Annotated in this window: 13 protein-coding genes; 4 read left to right on the forward strand and 9 right to left on the reverse strand. The window is 70.7% G+C overall.

Annotation, left to right across the window (positions count from 1 at the left end; genetic code table 11):
• Window positions 1–329: 329 nt before the first annotated feature.
• Window positions 330–1,220, forward strand: a complete 891-nt coding sequence (locus JIG36_RS12890) for a hypothetical protein (protein WP_203376345.1) — start codon at window positions 330–332, stop codon at window positions 1,218–1,220.
• A 48-nt stretch (window positions 1,221–1,268) separates the two neighbouring features.
• Here the strand turns inward: JIG36_RS12890 and JIG36_RS12895 are convergent, their stop codons facing one another.
• Window positions 1,269–3,182, reverse strand: a complete 1,914-nt coding sequence (locus JIG36_RS12895; protein WP_203376346.1) for a zinc metalloprotease — start codon at window positions 3,180–3,182, stop codon at window positions 1,269–1,271.
• Between the two features lie 586 nt (window positions 3,183–3,768).
• On the opposite strand from JIG36_RS12895, the gene JIG36_RS12900 reads away from it, so the two are divergent.
• The gene (locus JIG36_RS12900; protein ID WP_203376347.1) at window positions 3,769–4,617 is read left to right on the forward strand and encodes a tetratricopeptide repeat protein; all 849 of its coding nucleotides are present in this window, start codon (window positions 3,769–3,771) and stop codon (window positions 4,615–4,617) included.
• Between the two features lie 134 nt (window positions 4,618–4,751).
• On the opposite strand, the gene JIG36_RS12905 is transcribed toward JIG36_RS12900, so the two are convergent.
• From JIG36_RS12905 to JIG36_RS12940, 8 genes are all read right to left on the reverse strand, one after another.
• Window positions 4,752–5,729 carry a lysylphosphatidylglycerol synthase transmembrane domain-containing protein gene (locus tag JIG36_RS12905; RefSeq protein WP_236046680.1) on the reverse strand — a complete coding sequence of 326 codons (978 nt, stop codon included), beginning with the start codon at window positions 5,727–5,729 and terminating at the stop codon, window positions 4,752–4,754.
• Window positions 5,730–5,976: 247 nt separating this feature from the next.
• Window positions 5,977–7,302 (reverse strand): L-serine ammonia-lyase, encoded by a 1,326-nt coding sequence (locus JIG36_RS12910; RefSeq protein ID WP_203376348.1) that lies wholly within the window; start codon window positions 7,300–7,302, stop codon window positions 5,977–5,979.
• A 66-nt stretch (window positions 7,303–7,368) separates the two neighbouring features.
• Window positions 7,369–8,559 carry a glycosyl hydrolase gene (locus JIG36_RS12915; protein ID WP_203376349.1) on the reverse strand — a complete coding sequence of 397 codons (1,191 nt, stop codon included), beginning with the start codon at window positions 8,557–8,559 and terminating at the stop codon, window positions 7,369–7,371.
• Between the two features lie 89 nt (window positions 8,560–8,648).
• Window positions 8,649–9,527, reverse strand: coding sequence for a carbohydrate ABC transporter permease (locus JIG36_RS12920; RefSeq protein WP_203376350.1), 879 nt, complete (start codon window positions 9,525–9,527; stop codon window positions 8,649–8,651).
• Window positions 9,524–10,414 (reverse strand): carbohydrate ABC transporter permease, encoded by an 891-nt coding sequence (locus JIG36_RS12925; RefSeq protein WP_203376351.1) that lies wholly within the window; start codon window positions 10,412–10,414, stop codon window positions 9,524–9,526. The genes JIG36_RS12920 and JIG36_RS12925 overlap by 4 nt, the downstream gene beginning before the upstream one ends.
• Entirely contained in the window at window positions 10,414–11,757 is a 1,344-nt protein-coding gene (gene ngcE / locus JIG36_RS12930) for an N-acetylglucosamine/diacetylchitobiose ABC transporter substrate-binding protein (RefSeq protein ID WP_307872686.1), read from the reverse strand. Before ngcE ends, JIG36_RS12925 begins: the two co-directional genes overlap by 1 nt.
• Window positions 11,758–11,850: 93 nt before the next feature.
• Window positions 11,851–12,603, reverse strand: coding sequence for a sugar isomerase domain-containing protein (locus JIG36_RS12935; protein ID WP_203376353.1), 753 nt, complete (start codon window positions 12,601–12,603; stop codon window positions 11,851–11,853).
• On the reverse strand, window positions 12,600–13,658 hold the full coding sequence (locus JIG36_RS12940) for a MurR/RpiR family transcriptional regulator (RefSeq protein ID WP_236046682.1): 1,059 nt from the start codon (window positions 13,656–13,658) through the stop codon (window positions 12,600–12,602). The genes JIG36_RS12935 and JIG36_RS12940 overlap by 4 nt, the downstream gene beginning before the upstream one ends.
• Window positions 13,659–13,745: 87 nt before the next feature.
• Here JIG36_RS12940 and JIG36_RS12945 point away from each other — a divergent pair, with 87 nt between their 5' ends.
• Both JIG36_RS12945 and JIG36_RS12950 read left to right on the forward strand, forming a co-directional pair.
• Entirely contained in the window at window positions 13,746–14,660 is a 915-nt protein-coding gene (locus tag JIG36_RS12945; protein WP_203376354.1) for an N-acetylglucosamine kinase, read from the forward strand.
• 117 nt (window positions 14,661–14,777) lie between these two features.
• The gene (locus JIG36_RS12950) at window positions 14,778–15,689 is read left to right on the forward strand and encodes a GNAT family N-acetyltransferase (RefSeq protein ID WP_203376355.1); all 912 of its coding nucleotides are present in this window, start codon (window positions 14,778–14,780) and stop codon (window positions 15,687–15,689) included.
• Window positions 15,690–15,877: the final 188 nt, after the last annotated feature.

Consider the following 15,877-nt stretch of genomic DNA (forward strand, 5'->3'; position numbering starts at 1 on the left):
CCGGGGGCCGCTCGCCGCCATCGCCGACGCGCGCGCATGCCGGTCGCGGTGCCTGGCCGGGGCGCCGTTCAACCTCACGGTCCCGTGTCGCACCCCGTGGCGGCGGCCGCTTGCCGCATGCCCGCGGCTTCCGTATCCCGCCCACTCACCTGAGGGCGTCGACGACGCGCAGCGGCTGTGCGGGGTTGTGATCGGCGGCGCCTACCGGAACACATTGGACCGGCACGAACGTGTTTACCCGCCCCCGTCAGCGGAACGGCTCGTCCGAAAGTAGGACGGCCCGGGAACGAATACGTGCGAGCCTCGCAGGGAGACCGCGGAGGTTGACCATGGCGGGCAGGGCTCGACGGAAACAGCGCTACGGCGAGCGGCGACCGGCCGTGACCGAGCCGGCCACGCCACTTGTCGACAGGCCGCCGCTGTGGCGGTCCGCGCTCGGCAAGGCGGCCACGGCCGCGCTGGCGTTCTTCCTGGGCATCGCCGCGACCGTTACCACGACATACCTGTCGAACCGGGTCGCGAAAGCCACCCAGCCCGAGGTCCGCATGGTCGGGCAGGTGTGGGGTGCGGGCGCCTACTACTTCCGGCAGGATCCCGGGCTCGCGCGCCTGACCGACGGGCAGCCCGTGATGCAGCCGAAGCCCGCGGTGGTCGAGGACTACTACGACCGCCTCGACCGGCATCTGCGCGACCGCGGCGCGGTACCCGGGTCCCGCATGATCACGCTGACCGTCATCAACCGGCAGAGCGAGCCCGTGACCGTCACCGGCGTCTGGGCTCAGGTGACCAGGCGGGAGAAGGTGGAGTTCGCCGCGTGGGCCGGCGACGAGTCCGGGGGTGGGCGCGACACCACGCTGCACTTCGACATGTCGCGTGACCGACCGGCCGGTGTGCTGGAATGCGGCGCCGACGGCTGCGAGATCTCGCCGGAAGCCGTGGAGATCCAGCAACAGGGCTCCTATTTCGCGGCGGACCCGCTCAACATTCCCGCGAGCGAGACCCGCAGTTTCAACGCCTACCTCGACGGCGACAATCTCGATGTCACGTTCCACTTCGTGATCACGCTGGTCGCGCTCGACGCCCGCGGTGACCGGACCCAGCAGGAAATTCCCGTCCGGGACGCGGGCGACCGCGACTTCCACGGCGTCACCGGCGACACCCGGGGCCGCACGTTCTACGTGATCGACTTCGTCAACGGCGAGATCAAGGGCACGTCCTGACACGACGGCCGCCGCGCCCGGGTTGGTGGGCGCGGCGGTCTGCTGTCGTCAGGGCTGGGCCCGTGGGCCCTGCGGGTCGAGGGTGTCGATGAACTCGTGCGGGCTCTTGACGTCGGCCTTGGCGCGCTCGGCGGTGGCCTCCGCGGCCATCGCCCTGGCGGCCGACGACGGGTCGACGCCGGTCTTCTTGGCCGCGCCGAACACCTTGTAGTAGGCCGCCTCGGCCAGGGCGTACGCGACCCGGTATTCGTGCTTGGCGAACGCCGCCTTGGCCAGGCCCAGCCGGGCGTCGGCGGCGGCCAGGTCACCGCGGGCCTTGCCGTTCGGGATGGTGGCGGCCAGGCGGTTCGCGGCCTCCCAGTAGGCGGCGGTCAGGAAGCGATCGCTGTTGTCCCGGTCGAACTGCGAGAAGTCCCAGTTGACGTCGATGTAGCTCATCATCGAGTTGCTCTCGTCGCCCGACCACGCGAATAACGTGTCACCGCTGGGCCCGTAGTCGACGCCGGTCTCGCTGTCGTAACCGTCGTGCGGGTGTGACATGCCCAGGTGGTGGCCCACCTCGTGGATCGTCGTGGTGCTCAGGCCATAGCCGCTCTCGACGATGCTCTGCGACAGGAAGTTGAACACGTAGGACTGGTTGCCGGTGGCCCAGTCGTCGTCGGCGTAACCCAGCAGCGACGGGTCGACGTCGGGCGGCAGCACGTAGTTGAAGACCGGCAGCTCGTAGTCGACCTTGTTGCCGTCGTCCTTGGTGCGGTCGAGGTTGTCGCGGTTGTAGAGGAACAGGTTCGCGTCGGCCGGCAGGCCGCTCTCGGGGTAGCACGCCACCCCGGCCTCGAACCCGTCGTAGCACTCGCGGTTCTTGGCGTCGAGGGCGAAGTCCTGGTTGTCGTAGTCGAGCTTGTTGCGCCAGCGCAGCTCGGACAGCTCCTGCACGACGAGCTTGGGCTTGGTGTACTTGGCCGAGGCGTCGACACCGGGCCACCCCTCGTACGTGTTGCTGTCGATGTTGATGGATCGCGGCGGCTCGGCCGTCGGCAGCTCGACCGGGTAGAGCGGCGAGGTCGTCATCAGCAGGTTCATCGCCACGAAGCGGGTGATCTTGCCGAGATCGCCGGCGAGAGCACCCGGCGCCCGGAAGCCGCCGGCCGTGTATTCCCAGATCGGCGGCATGCGGTAGTCGGCCTCGCCGTCGCCGTCGACATCGGCGTTGGTCACGTCGTAGTTCGCCGTCCACGACTCCGGGCCGGCCGACAGGTCGTGGAACCAGACCCGGCGGGTCGAGCCGAGACCGGTCTCCTCGTCGTCGGCCGTCGTGCCGCCCCACGCGATCATCTTGCGGCTGTCGCGGTTGGCGCCGAAGTCGTAGCCGGTGTCGGGGTCGGGCTCGCCGGTCTTGGTGTAGACGTGGAACTTGAAGTCGGACCGGCCGTACCAGTTGATGAAGTAGACCGTGTTGCGCCGCGTGTCCACGCCGGACGGCGGGTGGAACGCCAGGTATTTCTCGACGCTGGGCGCGTCGATGGTGTGGTTGGCCGTGATGTCGAGGACGGCGCCGGCCTGCGCGTTGTACGCCGTCTGGTACTGCGTGAGCGGCGCCGGCTTCGCCAGTTTCGACAGCTGCTTGAAGAACCTGTCCTCGTACGTCTTGTCGGCGTATTTGAGGCGGTAATTGTATTTGTAGGTGATGCCGAGCTTCTCGACCACGTCGTAGGTCAGACGCGAGCGCACCACCGGTTCGTACTTCCGGGCCAGCTCGCCCGAGAAGGCCGCCTTTCCGACCGCGCCCGGCTCGTAGCCCACGAAGACCACGTTCACCGGCACGGTCTCGGTGAGCCGGGGCGGCCCGCCCGGATCGAGGAACTGGTATCGGTGCGAGGGTGCCGCCGCGCCGGCCGGGGTTGCCGAGGCCCCGACCATGGCGGCGACCAACAGTGCGATGAAGGCGCCGGTCCGTCTCATGCGCACACGTAACCATCAGCAACCCTCGATGGGAAGTCCCCTGTGGATAACTCGCATCGAGCTCGGCCAATTGTGGATAACCGTCCCAAGATCGGGCGATGGCGCTACCGTCCCCGGGCATGAACGCCGATGCCTCGCCGCGTCCCCACACCCCGCAACCGTCACTCGTTCGGCTGATGCACGCGCCCGCACCCCGCACGCCAGTGCCGCCTCCCGCAGGGCCCGTCTCCCCCGCGATCTTCCACGTCGAGTCCCCCACCAGCGGAAGTGTCCGCCCCGAGCCGATTCTCAAGAGCCTTCCCACGTACGCCCGCAGGGCCGCACCCCTTCGGCGGGGCGGCTATAACCCATGTCGTACGCGCATCCCGTCGCTCTCGAGGAGGTTGCCGTCATGGGGGCGCCCGACTCCGCTCCACCCGCCCGGCCCGAGTCCACCGTCGCCGCCCCACCCGGCATCCCGGCGCCGCCGGCGGACCTACCCGGCTCCCCAGCTCCGAGCGCCGCCACGCCCCGTAGCGAGGGGTTGGTGCCTGGCGTGCCGGCTCCGCGGTCGGGCGGCGATGAGCTGCCGCGCGCCGGAGCGCCCGTGACACTGCGGCCGGCCGCGCCCGAGTTGCCCCGGCAGCGACCTCCGGCCGAGGTGCCCGACGACATCGAGGGTGCCCTCGCGACGTTGAGCGACCAGCATCCGGCGGCCGCGCAGCTTCTGTGCCTCTGCGCCGTCCTGCATGCGGCGCCGGTTCCGGTCGACGTCTTCACCCGGTCGCTGCCGCTTCTGCCGCGGCCGCTCGGCGGGGTGGCGCCGCTGCAGTTCAACGGCCTGGTCGCGGCCCTGGTCGAGCCCGGCCTGGCCCAGCGCAGCACCCAGGGGCTGCGGTTGCCCGAGCCGGTGCGTGACGCCGTACGGGAAGAGCTCGGCGACGAGGCTTCGGGCGTGTGCCGGTCCTACGCGGGCCTGCTGGTCGCCGCGGCCGTGCCCGACGACGTGGCCGCGCCGTCGTCGTGGCCGCGCTGGGCCGCGCTCGCCCCGCACCTGATCGCCTCCGACGCCGCCCACAGTGCCGACCCGGCCCTGCGCCGCGCCGCCTGCCGGCTGGTGGTGAGCCTGCTGCACCGCGGCAAGGCCCGCCCGGCCCGCACCATCGCAGCCGAACTGCACGGCGGCTGGAGCGAGCTGCTCGGCCCCGACCACCCCGACACGCTGCGCTGCGCCCACGAGCTGGCCCGGGCCCTGGTCGCCGCCGGTGCCCTGCTCCCCGCCCGCAAACTCCTCGACGACACGGTCGACCGCCTGGTGACCAAGCTCGGCGCCACCCACCCCCAGACCCGAGTGGCCGCCGAGACCCGCCGCGGCGTCCTGCTGCGCATGGGCGGCATGCCCCGCCCCGACAAGTCCCATCTCAAGGCCGCCCACCGCCGCCGCAAACAGCCGTAACCCCCGACCCGACCAGCGCAAAGCCAGGCACGGCCGCAGAACGCGGAGGACGGGCGCGGCCACGGAACGGACGTCGGGCGCGGCCACGGAACGGACGTCGGGCGCGGCCGCGGAACGGACGTCGGGCGCGGCCGTCAGGGGGCAACGGGGGCTGGGTCGCGGCGTAGCCAGAGGGCGGCCGCCCCGCCGGCGGGCAGGAGCAGCCAGCAGGAGATGAGGCGGTAGACGACGACCGCCGCGGCGGCGGTGGCTGTGGTGGCTCCGGCGGCGGTCAGGCCGGCGACCAGGGCCGTGTCGATCACGCCGACGCCGCCGGGGGTCAGGGGGACCTGGCGCACGATCTGCACGCCCAGGTAGATGCCGGCCAGCGTGGTCAGGCCCACCGGCAGGCCGACCGCGTGACACGTCGCGACCAGGCAGAGCAGGTCGGTCAGCCAGTTGACCGCGTAGTAGAGGGCGCCGACGATCCACTCCCGGGCCCGCAGGGCGGCGCCCGCCTGCCAGGCCTCGCGGGCCGAGCTCAGCAGGCGGCGGAACCACGCGGCGGCCCGGCCGTCGGAGCGCGGACGGGACGGGCCGGCGGGGCGGCGCATCAGGCGGCGGCCCCCGACGGCCGCCGCCGCGGTGAGGACGATCAGGCCGCCGACCACCGCGAGCGGCTGCGCTCCGGCCAGCAAGTGAGGGTCGCGGGTCAGCAGGGCGGCCGCCCCGACCAGGTAGAGCAGGGCCAGGCCGCCGATCGAGGCCAGACCGGAGACGATCAGCGAGGCGGCCGTGGTCTCCTTGGAGGCGCCCGTGCGCAGGTATTGCCGGCCCGCGTATCCGGCCGAGACCGCGGAGCCCACCGGCATCGAGATGGAGATGGCGGTGCGGGCCAGGGTGACCGCCATGGCGTAACCGGCGCTCACGCGTACGCCGAAAGCTCTCAGGATCTGTCTCTGCTGCCCGGCGAAAGCGGCCAGCGAGACCACCTGCAGCGCGGCCGCCAGGGCGACCCACCAGTAGTTGGCGCCGGTGAACGCGCCCAGGAAGTCACGCGGATCGGGAAAGCGCCCGTGCAGACCGATCGCGGCCAGGCCCAGCCCCACGACCAGCACCAGCGGCAGCCGCAACCGCGCCCGCCAGCGCGAACCCCGGCCCGGCGAGGCGGAGGACAGAGAAGCGCGGGAGGGCGAGGAAGCACGGGAGGGCGAGGAAGCGGCGGGGATCGAAGGGGCGCCGGATCGGAGGCGGCGCCACCAGGGCAAACCGGTGGCATCACGCGGGCGCGGGACGGACCGGGAGCGGGGCACGCGAAGATCCTGGCAAACGGAATCAACCTCGACCACCCGCGGTGATGTTCGGGTCACGAACAAATGGTCAGCATTCGATGACGTTGACGGCCAGGCCGCCCCGCGCCGTCTCCTTGTACTTGACCTTCATGTCGGCCCCGGTCTCCTTCATGGTCTTGATGACCTTGTCGAGGGAGACGTGGTGGCGGCCGTCGCCGCGCAGGGCCATCCGGGCCGCCGTGACCGCCTTGACCGCGGCCATGCCGTTGCGCTCGATGCACGGGATCTGCACCAGGCCGCCCACCGGATCGCAGGTCAGGCCCAGGTTGTGCTCCATGCCGATCTCGGCCGCATTCTCCACCTGCTCGGGTGTGCCGCCCAGCACCTCGGCCAGCCCGGCCGCGGCCATCGCGCACGCCGAACCCACCTCGCCCTGGCAGCCCACCTCGGCGCCGGAGATCGAGGCGTTCTCCTTGAAGAGCAGGCCGATCGCCCCGGCCGCCAGCAGGAACCGGACCACGCCCTCGTCGTCGGCGCCGGGGACGAAGTTCGTGTAATAGTGCAGAACCGCCGGGATGATGCCGGCCGCGCCGTTGGTCGGCGCCGTGACGACCCGGCCGCCCGCCGCGTTCTCCTCGTTCACGGCCATCGCGTACGCGGTCAGCCACTCCATCGAGTGTTCGACCGGCTTGCCGGCCGCCCGCAGCTGGCGGGCCGTGGCCGCCGCCCGCCGGCGCACCTTGAGGCCGCCGGGCAGCACACCCTCGGCCTCGAGCCCGGCCGCCACACAGTCCCGCATGACCCGCCAGATCTCCAGGAGCCCGGCCCGGGTCTCGGCCGGCGCCCGCCACGCCGACTCGTTGACCAGCATCAGCCGTGAGATCGACAGTCCGGTGGACGAGGTCAGGCCGAGCAGGTCGGCGCCGCTGGAGAACGGGTGCGGCAGCGGCGTCGTGTCGGCCCGCACCAGGCCCGACTCGTCGAGCACGAATCCGCCGCCCACCGAGTAGTACGTCTTCCGCAGGATCTCCGCGCCGGCGCCGTCGTACGCGGTGAAGGTCATGCCGTTGGGATGCCCGGGGAGGGTGCGCCGCCGGTGCAGCACGAGGTCGACCTGGACGATCGACCCGCCGCGGGCGAAACCACCCCGCTCGTGGATCGCCGCGGCCCGCTCGTCGGCGGTCGAGACGTCGACCGTCTCCGGTTCGGCGCCCTCGAGCCCGAGCAGCACCGCCTTGGGGGTTCCGTGCCCGTGCCCGGTCGCGCCGAGCGAGCCGAACAGCTCGGCCCGCACCAGGGCGGCCCGGCCGTCGAGCAGCTCCGAGAACATGCGGGCGGCGCGCATCGGTCCGACCGTGTGTGAGCTGGACGGTCCGATGCCTACCGAGAACAGGTCGAAAACGGAAACGGCCACGGAAACGGCTCCTCAGGGACGTGAGAAAGCGGGGCCCGAAGACCCCGCTTCCCCCAGGTTAACGCGTCAGCAGCGGCCGAGGTCCTGCCACTGCTCGGTCCAGCCCGGTTCCGAACCCTGTGTCCAGTAGCGGGCGCGCCACAGGTGCACACCCTCACCCGACTTGGGGCCGTTCGGGTCGCCGTACTTGCTCTTCTCGTGCTTCACCAGGTTGCCGCCGGTGTAGACCGAGCTGAAGGCCCAGTTCGGCGAGTCGGCGCACGAGGTTCCCGGCGGAGTCGTCGGGGGTGTCGTGGGCGGAGTCGTCGGGGGCGTGGTGGGCGGAGTCGTCGGCGGGTTGGTGGTGCACCCGCCGGTCGACGCCACCGTGTCGACGAACCGGCTGCCCGCCGTTCGGTAACCGGAGGTCTGCGACGTCACCTGCGACGGCGAGAGCACCTGGTTCTTGGCGAACAACACCCAGTCGACCTGCTCCACGTACGTCGAGAGACCGCCGGTGTGCGTCGCCGTGTCGATGAACCACAGGTTCCAGTTGATCGTCATCGTCTGGCGCGGGAAGTACTTGCCGCCGTGGTCGCCGACCTGCACGCCGTCGATGTAGTAGACGACGTGCCCGTTGGCCACCTGCGCCACCAGGTCGTGCCAGCCGGCCAGCGACGAGCGCTGCTCGGAGTGCAGGTTGTCGGCGTACCAGGGCTCGTTGCGATAGGTGTACCAGGTTGTCTGGTAGTTGATCGGGCCCTGCTCGCCCCACCCGCCGTTGGGCAGGTACTCGCTGATGTCCAGCTCGCTGTAGGTGGGGTCGAGGTCGCCGCTGAGCGGGCTGATCGTGAAGAAGGTCTGGTTGATGTGGTCGCCGTCGTTCCCGCTGACCGGCGTGTCGGTGAACCGCACCCGGCTGGCGTAGGTGCCTTCCAGGTAGCGCTTCTGGGTCGAGTAGAGCTCGGCGTGGTTGGTGCCGGCGCCGGTGCCGTCGGTCGAGGCGGTCAGCTGCAGAACCTTCTGACCGTCGGTGGTGGGGAAGGTGATGTTGTTCGGGGACCAGTTCGCGCCGGGCACGCCCGGTCCGCCCTGGTAGCTGCGCGGGGTCCAGCCGTTGGCGGTCAGCGCGGGGTCGGCGGACGAGTTGTAGTGGAAGTCGTCGAACAGGTAGCCGCAGTCGGCGGCCTTGGCCGGTTCCGACGAGAGGGCAACGGCGCCCGCTCCGGCCAGGACCGCGACCATGGCGGCCGCGAATTGACGTCTGTCGATCTTCACGAGCAGACTCCTCCCAAAGAGGAATGGGGATGGGTGCGAGCCGTTCCCGCGGACAGTCTCGAGTTACCGGCCGCGAAAACGGCTCGTCGTCACTTGACCGCGCCGGCGGTCATACCGGCACGGATGTGGCGCTGAAAAGCGACGTAGGCGATGAGCACCGGCAACATGGCAATCGTGAGGCCGGCGAACAGGCCGCTCCAGTCGCTGCGATACCCCTGGCTGACCGACAGGGCGGCCAGGCCCTGCGCCAGGACGTACCGGTCCGGGTCGGGATTGAGAACCAGCGGCAGAAGGTACTGGTTCCAGAGCCCGAGGAAATTGAAGATGCCGACCGCGAACAGCCCGGGACGGGCCAGCGGCAGCATCACGCGGAAGAACACCGCGCCGTGCGAGCAGCCGTCGAGGAAAGCGGCCTCGGCGATCTCGCTGGGGAGCGTACGGAAGAAGGAATGCAGGAAGAAAACCGTGAACGGCACCGCGTACGCCGCGTAGACCAGAATCAGCCCCGGATAGGTGCCGAGCAGTCCCAGCTGCTGCACGACGAAGAAGAGCGGGACCAGCGCCAGGAACACGGGGAAGAACATCGCGGTGATGAAGACGTAGTAGATGATCCGGTTGCCGCGGAATTCGTACCGGGCCAGCGCATAAGCGACCAAGGATCCGAGCAGCATGGTGAGGAGCAACGCACCCCCGACCACGATCAGGCTGTTGAGGAAATAGCGCCCGATGCTGGCCGCGGTCCAGGCCCGTTCCCAGTTCTCGAACCGCAGCGACGACGGCGGCGACCACGGTTCGTTGAGGATCTCGTTGTCCGACTTGAACGAGCTCACCACCGCCCAGAGCAGCGGCAACGCGGTGACCACGGCCCAGCAGAACATCGCGATGTGTGGCAGCGGATTCGGCCTCGCCTGCTTCACCGGCAAGGGCGCGGCCGTATGCACGGCGGGGCGGTCCTTGAGCACGGTCATGCCATCTCCAACCGTTCCTTGCGACCTGACCGGAGGGCGAGCACGGCCAGGGTCAGCGTGGCGAAGAACAGCGCCACCCCCATGGCCGAGGCATAACCGAATTTCCCGTACGAGAACGCGGTCCGGTACAGCGAGAGCCCGATCACCTCGGTCGCGCCGTCCGGTCCGCCCGGCCCGACGGTCATCACCTGGACGACGGCGAAGGCGTCCAGCGCCGCGATGCCCAGATAAACGAACGCGACCTGCACCGATTCGCGGACCAGCGGCAGAGTGACGCTCCAGAACGTGGCCCACCGGCCGGCGCCGTCGAGTTTCGCCGCCTCGAACAGCTCGACCGGAATGCCCTCGATGGCCGCGCTGAACAGCACCACGTAGAAGCCGACCGACGACCACACCAGCACCGCCATCACGGCGATCAGTGCCCACGCCGGCTCGGCCAGCCACGATTGCGCGAGACCGCCGAGGCCGACCGCGCGCAGTCCCGAATTCAGCAGGCCGGTGTTCGGGTTGTAGACGAAACTCCACAGCACCGCGATCACCACGAGCGACAGCAGCTGCGGAAAGAAATAGACAATGCGGTAGCCCTGCCCCACCCGCGCCGAGGAACTGCGCAGCATCGAGGCCAGGAACAGCCCGATCGCGATCGTCACGAGCGGCACCACGGCCAGGATGACCAGGTTGTTGCGCACCGCGTCGAGAAACAGGGAGTCGCCGCCGAGGCGGACAAAATTGTCCACCCCGACGAACCGCGCCTCGCCGGCCACCCCGGTCCAGTCGGTCAGCGAGAGCCAGAACGCCTGCGCGTACGGCGACAGCACGAAGACGACGTGCAGCACCAGGGCCGGCACCAGCGCGCCGAGCAGGAACCGCCAGCGGCCGTGCCGCATCAGCGTGTGTACTTCGTGACGGTGGAGTCCTTGGCGAGGGCGTCGGCCGCCTTCTGGATCCGCGTCGACCAGTCGGCGGGCGAGATCCGCTTGTTGATCAGCTCGCCGGTCGCGTCGTCGGCCGCCTTGGCGAGCGGGCCGTACCACGTACGGAACTTGAAGGCGAGCGTGTCGGTCCTGGCCGCCGTCACCGCGTCCCGCACCGAGCCCAGACCGGACGAGAGGGTGAGCCCGTCGGTCGCCCCGGCCACGGCCGGCAGGGTGCTGTTGGCCTCGGCGAACGCCGTGGCCGAGGCCTTCGAGAACAACATGCGCAGGTATTCCTTGCCGCCGGCCGCGTTCTTGGCCTTGGCCGGCACCAGGAACGACTCGCTGCTGGCAGCCTGCACCGCGGTGACCGGGAGCTTGTCCGAGCCGCCGAGCGCGGGGACCGTGCCCATCACCATGTCGAAGCCGTCGGGCGCCACGCCCTTCTGCTCGCTCTCGAGCCACGACCCGCACGGGATGAACGCCGCCTTCTTCTGGCACCAGGCGGCCTGCGACTCGGTGTGCGAGAGCGCCTCGGAGCCGCTCATCAGGTAGCCCTGTCCGGCCAGCTCGGCGAACGCGGTCGCCGCCTGCACCAGACCCTCCTGCTTCCAGGCGTCGGGCTGCAGGTTGTCGACCGCCTTGACCAGGTCGAGCCCGCCCGCCTTGGCCGCCATGGTGAGCAGCGGGTCGTTCATGTACTCGGGGTATTTGCCCTGGTAGGTCCAGGGGGCGAGGCCGGCCTTCTTGATCGTGGCGCAGAGGGCGAGCATCTCGTCCCACGTCTTCGGGTAGGTCCAGCCGCGCTCGGCGAACAGCGGCTTGGAATACCAGAGACCCCAGACCGTGTACGTGAAGTTGAGCGCGACGGTCTTGCCCCCGAACGTGCCGTCCTCGATCACACCGGGCAGCAGCGTGTCGCGGACCTTCTTGCCCTCCTGGTCGAGGCTGGGGGCGTCGAGCAGGTCGGCCAGGTCGCTCACCTGGTTCGCGCTGACCAGGGTGCCGATGTCGAGGCGGCCGGCGCCGGTGTTGTCGACCACGTCGGGCGGGTTGCCGCCGACGAAGCGGGGCTGCATGGCCTCGCCGACCTTCTGCAGGCCCTTGTGGTCGACCTTGGCCTGCGGGTACTTCTCGGTGTACTTGGCCTCGGCCTTGACCGCGTAGTCGTCGCCGTAGCCGCCCTTGAAGACGACCACCTCGAGCGGGGCGTCGGCCTTCACGCCCAGGGGATTGTCGGCGGTCTTCTCGGCGCCGCTGTCGGCCGCCGGTTTGTCGTCGGAGCCGGACGTCACACAGCCGGCGAGCGCGGGCACGGCGACAGCGGCGATACCGGCCGTACGGAGGAGCGTTCGTCGTGTGGGATATGGTTTGAGCTGGGAATCAGGGTTCATCACAGGGCTCTCTTCCTATGCGGTGCGCCGGATGCGCCCGGCGTACCGCGCCTCGATCTCTGCGTTGTGTTCCTTGCCGCCGGGCACGTTGTCCGACAGGTAGACGGGCGGGGTGATCCCCGCGTCGATCAGGCGGGCGACGACGTCGGTGACGATCTGCTGGGCCAGCAGGGCCGCGGTGATCGACGAGACGGCGCCGACCGCTCCCCCGCCGGGCAGCGGGATCGTGGCATCGCCGTACGGGGCGCCGTTGTCGAGCACCACGTCGGCGATCTCGCCGAGCTTGCGCCCGCTCGGGTGCCGCGACTCGACGCCCGCCGAGTGCTCGGCCGAGGTGATCGCGATCAGCTTGTGGCCCCGCTCCTTGACCAGCAGCGCCATCTCGACGACGGCGCCGTTGATGCCGGAGTTGGAGGCGATGACGAAGACGTCGTCGGGCTTGATCGGGGCCAGCTCGTAGAGCCGGTGCGCGATGCCGGTCTTGCGCTCGACGGTCGGGTCGGCCAGGGCTTCGATGGGCTCCCCGCCGTAGAGGACGATGTCGCGCAGGGCGATCCGGTTGGTGGGCACCAGTCCCCCCGCCCGACCGGCGATCTCCATGGCCAGCGCCTCGGAGTGCCCGCAGCCGAAGGCCTGGATCACTCCCCCGTTGAGAACGGCCGACGCCAGGAGTTCGGCGGCCTGCTGTTTGGCCTCGGCCTGACCGTTGCCGACCTTCTCGACAGCGGCCTGGATCCGAGACAGGTACTCAGTGCTGGTGACGCTCACGGCTGTCCTTTCGAACGCCCGCGCTCGGTCTGAGCGCGGGGATCAGGGCGCCCGCGCTCGGTCTGGGCGCGGGGATCAGGGCGCCCGCGCTCGGTCTGGGCGCGGGGATCAGGGCGCCCGCGCTCGGTCTGGGCGCGGGGATCAGGGCGCCCGCGCTTGCGGGAGGGGATCTTCTCGGGGAGGCGGTGGGCGTCGACCGCGCGCACGGTCAGCTCCAGCGCGTCGGCGGTCCGCTCGAAGGTGCGCTGCGCGACCGCGACATAGATCAGGTCGAGGATCAGCAGCTGGGAGTGCAGGGCGGAGAGCGCGGCCAGCCGGAACGTGGTCTCCTGCACGGCGGTGGTGAACACGACGTCGGCGATCTCGGCCAGCGGCGAGCGGCTGAAGCTCGTCACGGCGACGGTGAGCGCGCCGTGGTCGGCCGCCTCGGCCAGCGTTTCGATCACTTCCCGCGTACGCCCGGAGTGGCTCAGGCCGATGGCCACGTCCCCCGGCAGCGTCAGGGCGGCGTTCGTGAGCGCGGTGTGCGAATCCGTACGGAACCAGACCGGCACCCGGATGCGCTCGAGCCGGAAGGCCATCTCGCGGGCGGCCGTCCCGCTGGAGCCGAGCCCGAAGATCTCGACCCGCTTGGCGCCGGCGATCGCCTCGGCCACCCGCTCGACCGCGGTCACGTCGAGCCCGGCCGCGGTGCCCTGGATGGCCCGGGTGTCGGCCGCGGTGACCACGCCGAGCACGTCGGCCAGGGGGTCGCCGGGCGCGATGTCGCCGCTGATGTCGGTCTCCCAGCGGGCCTGCTCGGCCCGGCCGGTCTCGGTCGCGATGGCGACGCGCAGGTTGGCGTAGCCCTTGAAACCGAGGGTGCGGCTGAACCGGGTCACGGTCGCCGTCGAGGTGCCCGACCGTTCGGCCAGGTCGACGATGCTGGCGTGGGCCGCGGTCTCGGGGTCGGCCAGGATCGTCTCGGCGATGCGCGCCAGGGCCTCCGGCATCTGCTGGCCCTCCATGCGCAGGCGGCCGAGCAGGCCTCCGCTCTCACCGGTCACGTCGGTCATCCTTTTCATCAGATGCTGTTGCCGATGAAAATTACGACCGTCGACGCCTCTAGTCAATAACTGTTTCCTATGTTTCGATTTCCAGCCATGGAGCTGGTTGTGGGTGCGGACGCCGGTGGCACCTCGTCCAAAGTGGTCGTGGCCACCCTGCGGGGCGAGATCGTGGGGCGGGGGTCGGCCGGGGCCGGCAACCCGCTCACCACCGGCGCCACGGCGGCGGCCTACTCGCTGGGCAAGGCGCTGCGGGCGGCCCTCGGCGGGTTGCCGGCCGAGCGGGTCGTGCGGGGCGTGCTGGGCGTGGCCGGGGCGAGCGCACTGGCCCGCGACAACGGGCTCACCGCGTACGGGAAGGTCTGGGAAGGTCTTGGTCTGACGTGCCCGATGGCGATGGTCGGCGACGCGGTCACGGCCTTCGCGGCGGGCAGCCACGCGGGTTCGGGGGTGGTGCTGATCGCGGGCACCGGCGCCATCGCGGCCGAGGTCAGCGGCGATCGGGTGGTGCGCACGGTCGACGGCAACGGCTGGCTGCTGGGCGACTTCGGGTCGGGGCGCTGGATCGGGCTGACGGCACTGCGCACGGCCGTACGCCGATGGCCGTCACCCTTCGCGTCCGAGATCGCGGCCCAGGCCGGTGTCCGCTCGGCCGACGAGATGATCGGCTGGGCCCAGGCGCTGCCGTTCACCGAGATCGACGCGCTCGCGCCTCTGGTGTGCCGGCTGGCCCGCGAGGCCGATCCGATCGCCCGGTCGATCACCTCGGACGCGGCGGCCGAGCTGATCCAGACGCTGGACGAGCTCGGGGCCGACGGGCCGGTGGTGCTGGCCGGCAGCCTGCTCAGCTCGGACACTCCGGTGCGGGACGCCGTGCGGGCCATCCTGCGCGGCCGGGGTGTCGCGACCACGACGAGCCACGACCCGGCTGCGGCCGCCGCCTGGCTGGCCGCCCGGGAAAGCGGGCCGCTCTCCCCCACCGACCTGCACCGCGCGCTGCTGCCCGGTTAATCGGATGCGGCCCGGCCGGGTTCCGGGCATCATCGGGCCCGTCCGGAGGAGTCGCAGCGCGTCGTTTCGCGCGGCCCAACAGGAAAGGAGGAGTGCCGTGTACGCACCGGTTCTCGCATGGAGGCTTTCTTGTTGTTCCGCACCATGGCCGAGCACGATCTCGACCTTGTCCTGACCTGTCTGGCCGAACCGTCGGTCGACACCGCCACCCCCGAACGTTTCCTCGACCATCTCGCGGCCGGCAGCTACCGCCACGAGTGGACCTGGCTGGCATTCGACGGCGACACCCTGACCGGCCTCGCGGTCTGGTGGGGATTCCCCGCCGGTGACCGGCCCCTGGCCCTCGACCGGCTCTGGGCCGCCGTCCCCGATCCGGTCGCTGTGTGGGCCGAGCTCATCCGGCAGGTGCCGCCACCGGCCGAGTACCACATCTTCACCGTGCCGTCCCAGCGCGACGATCCCGACATCGCCCTGCGGCTGCGGGCCGCCGCCGAGGCCGGGCTCACCACGGTCAACGAGCGCTACCGCTACCAGTGGACGGCCGACGACCCGCTGCCCGACCGCTCCTCGCGGCTGCGGTTCGAGCCCGCCGGCGACGACGCGTTCGCCGACGCGTTCGAACAGATCTCGGTGGGCAGCCTCGACGTCGCCACCCGCGAGGGCGTCGCTCGCCAGGGAGCCCGCGCCCAGGCCCTCGAAGACGTCGAGGACTACAAGATGATGCCCGGGCCGCGGCAGCTGTGGCGGCTCGCCTACGACCGGTCGGGAGCGCTGGTCGGGTGCGCGCTGCCGTCGGCCAACGCCGGCGGCCCGGTGGTCGGCTATATCGGCGTGCTGCCGTCGCAGCGCGGCCACGGCTACGCGGCGGATCTGCTCGCCGAGACCACGTGGATCCTCGCCGCCGAGGGGGCGACGACGATCCGGGCCGACACCGACAGCACGAATACCCCGATGGCGGCCACCTTCGAACGGCTCGGTTATTCACGATTCGCTCTTCGATTGGTCGCGTCACAGCCACCGGCCGAATAAAAGGGAACTGCTCGGCACCGCCCTGGCGAAGAGCCGGAAACGACAGATGTTTCGCCGTTCCACATCGGATCCGGCTCCGTAACACATTGGAATCAATGATTCGGCGGAACGGTCCGTTGCGCCGGGATCCCGTTGTGCAGTAAGGAATCCCGGCGCGCGAAAGACCGGCCGAAGCGGACATGACGGAC

Source organism: Paractinoplanes ovalisporus (genome assembly GCF_016834655.1).
In the GTDB taxonomy this organism is placed as follows: domain Bacteria; phylum Actinomycetota; class Actinomycetes; order Mycobacteriales; family Micromonosporaceae; genus Actinoplanes; species Actinoplanes ovalisporus.